General features: G+C 28.9%; 2 protein-coding genes. One reads left to right on the forward strand and one right to left on the reverse strand.

What is annotated here, in order from left to right; genetic code table 11:
• Positions 1-90 precede the first annotated feature (90 nt).
• Positions 91-966, reverse strand: coding sequence for a zinc transporter ZupT (gene zupT / locus BGS40_RS00025; RefSeq protein WP_096738194.1), 876 nt, complete (start codon positions 964-966; stop codon positions 91-93).
• Positions 967-1,145: 179 nt separating this feature from the next.
• Here zupT and BGS40_RS00030 point away from each other — a divergent pair.
• Positions 1,146-2,155 (forward strand): cache domain-containing protein (locus tag BGS40_RS00030; protein ID WP_180753089.1); only part of this gene is annotated, 1,010 nt, incomplete at its 3' end.

The following is a 2,155-nucleotide window of genomic DNA, read 5'->3' on the forward strand; positions in this document are numbered from 1 at the left end:
TCAAGCCCTTTCTTTGGGCTTGAATTTTAAAAATTTATGCTATGATTTTGTATATTTTATAAATAAACACTTAAAAACAAAAAATAATTTTCAATATTCAAGTAAATTTAAACTTAAAGCCATTATCATCATTCCCGCTATAACTCCATACAAACTATCATGAGCCTTATCATAAGTTTTTGCAGCAGGCAGAAGTTCATCAAGGGATATAAAGATCATAATTCCCGCAATTATAGCAAAACTTATAGCTAAAGTAAGATCGCCTATAAAAGGCAATAAAATCAAAGCTCCAACAAAAGCACCTAAAGGCTCTGCAAAACCTGAAAGAGTTGAGTAAATAAAAGCTTTCTTCTTATCTCCTGTAGCATGATAAATTGGCAAACTTACAGCCAAACCTTCCGGGATATTGTGTATAGCTACAGCTATAGCTATAGCAATTCCTAAAGTAAGATTATCAAGACTTGAAATAAAAGTAGCAAAACCTTCTGGAAAATTATGTATCGCAATAGCCAAAGCCGTAAAAATCCCTGTGCGTTTTAAAGCTTTGGTATTAATCTGATGTAATTTTTCTCCAGAATGAAATTTTGGAGTATTTTGTCCTTTTTGAGGTAAGGGGCAAATTTTTAACTCACTTAAATTTTCTTTAAAATCATGAGGATTAACATCTTCAGGGATTAATTTATCAATCAATAAAGATATTAAAATCCCACCAAAAAAACAAGCCAATCCTAAAAGTTCGGCCCAATGTGAATTATAATAATTTTTAAAATCTTTAAGAGCAGTGGGTAAAATTTCCATAAAAGAAATGTATATCATTACTCCAGCTGAAAAACCAAGCCCTAAAGAAAGCACCCTTAAATCATCTTTTCTAGAAAAAAAGGCTATTATAGAACCTATAGCCGTAGAAAAACCTGCAAAAAGAGTCAATAGCATTGCGATAAAAATTTGTTCAAATGTAAATTGCATTTATTAATTCTTAATATATAATTATATATATGTAAAAAGTTAATAAATGGCAAAAAGTATAAAAAATACTAAAATTTTTAAGAATATTTATGTAAAAAAGTTCATTTTTATGCATTTCTTTCTCTATATTTCTGCTATAATAATAATTTTATTTCCAAAATATAAATATAGGAGTTATAATGCAAAAAATGAATTCAGGCAAATCCGTTGGAGTTTCAGTCAAACTTACACTGTGGGTTGGAATTTTAGTTGTATTAATTTTAGCAATCACAAGTACCGTTAGTTACTTTGATGCCAAAAATCACACATATGAATTGCTAAAAGAAAATCAATTAAAAACTATGGATGATGTTAAAGTAACTTTTGAAAACTATTCCAAAAGCAAGCAAAAAGCTATAGAGGTTCTAGCATATGAAAGTGCTAAAAAAATAGAAGATGAAAATATTTCACTGCTTCTAGATTCTTTTAAGAAGGCGTTTGATTTTGATATTGTTTTTATTGCGTTTGATAAAAACAACAAAATGCTTTTGTCAAATGGAACAATTTTAGATAAAAAATCAAATTTTGACATTACAAAACAAATTTGGTATCAAGAAGCAAAAAATAACAAAGGCATCACAATAACTCAACCATATAAATCCCCTATAGATCAAGAGATTGGTATAACTTATGTTTCCCCTATTTATAAAAATAATCAACTTATAGCTTTCGTTGGAGGCGATTACAATCTAGATAAATTTTCCAAAGATGTATTATCTTTAGGACACTCATCAACTACTTATGCTGCTGTTTATGACTCTGAAGGAAGAATTATTTTTCACGAAGTGCTTGATAGAATTTTAACAAAAAACACTTTAAGCGTTAATATTGCTAACGCCATAAAAGAAAACCCTGAATATATAGATCTAAATAAGAGAGATATTCTTTTTCCTGTATTTGATGATAAAGGTATCAAATATGAAACAATGTGCGATACAAGTTCCAATGGATTATATCGTATTTGTGCTGTAACTTTAGATAGTAACTATACTTCCGCTGTTAATTCCATTTTAATGAAACAAGTTATAGTCGGTATTATAGCTATAATCATAGCTTTAATCTTGATTAGATTTTTAATCAGCAGAAGCCTCTCCCCACTTGCAGCTATCCAAACAGGTTTAACTTCATTCTTTGATTTTATCAACCATAA

Source organism: Campylobacter sp. 107 (assembly GCF_002383835.1).
GTDB classification, from domain to species: Bacteria; Campylobacterota; Campylobacteria; order Campylobacterales; family Campylobacteraceae; genus Campylobacter_D; species Campylobacter_D jejuni.